This is a genomic window from Aeromonas sp. PrichA-15, assembly GCF_017939245.1.
GTDB classification, from domain to species: Bacteria; Pseudomonadota; Gammaproteobacteria; order Enterobacterales; family Aeromonadaceae; genus Aeromonas; species Aeromonas caviae.
In genome coordinates this window covers 1-706 of the sequence record NZ_JAGKRH010000230.1, presented here as the reverse complement: position 1 = coordinate 706, position 706 = coordinate 1, and the positions used below count along the sequence as shown (strand labels likewise).

Here is a 706-nt window from a genome sequence, read left to right as displayed (position 1 = left end):
AGTGTGCTAACGCCAGGAATCGCATGCGTTTCCTGGCGTTGGTTTCTGCCTTGGCGAGGGCCAAGAAATCGATTGGATCGGACATACTGAGTACAGTGAAACCAGAATAGAGCAATTAGATCACATCTTTAATCTGATTGGTATTAGAATGAACTGCTCAAATGACGCTGTACGAGGCAGGCAGCGGCTCAACAAAGATTCTAACGACGCCAAGGATGAATATGCGCTCACTCGTCATCATGTTTTGTGCCGCCCTGCTCGGGGGCTGTGTTTCCAACTCCGACGACCCTTGCGAGAAGGTGTGGAGCGATGTGGGAGAGGCGGACGGCAAGCTCGGTTTTGCTGGCGATCGGGTGGCTTTTCACCAGACCCAGTGCGGGGAAAAAGTGGACGTTGCCCTTTGGGAGCTGGGTCGCCAGAAGGGGCTGGCCTGGTATTGCCGACCCGAGCATCTCTATCTGGCAGGACGGTCGGGAGAGGAGTATCGCGGCGTCTGTCCCAACGACGTGCAGGCCCGTCGCCTGTTTGAACAGGGTCGCCATGGCTGGACTGATCAATAAATCAGCCGACATTCCGCACCTGATTTAGGAATAAATTTGCCGATAGCGCTCACCCAATACCTCCAAAATGATCTGCTGGTCTCCTGTTAGCTCCGTTACTTGTGGCGGAGCTTCTCCCAGTCGATATTCATGGATGCCACCAAAGC

At 54.1% G+C, this 706-nt stretch carries 1 protein-coding gene; it reads left to right on the top strand.

Features of this window, described 5'->3' with window-relative positions; all coding sequences use genetic code 11:
* Nucleotides 1-221 precede the first annotated feature (221 nt).
* Nucleotides 222-560 (top strand): DUF2799 domain-containing protein, encoded by a 339-nt coding sequence (locus J9889_RS19775; protein ID WP_010672438.1) that lies wholly within the window; start codon nt 222-224, stop codon nt 558-560.
* The last annotated feature ends 146 nt before the right edge of the window (nt 561-706 follow it).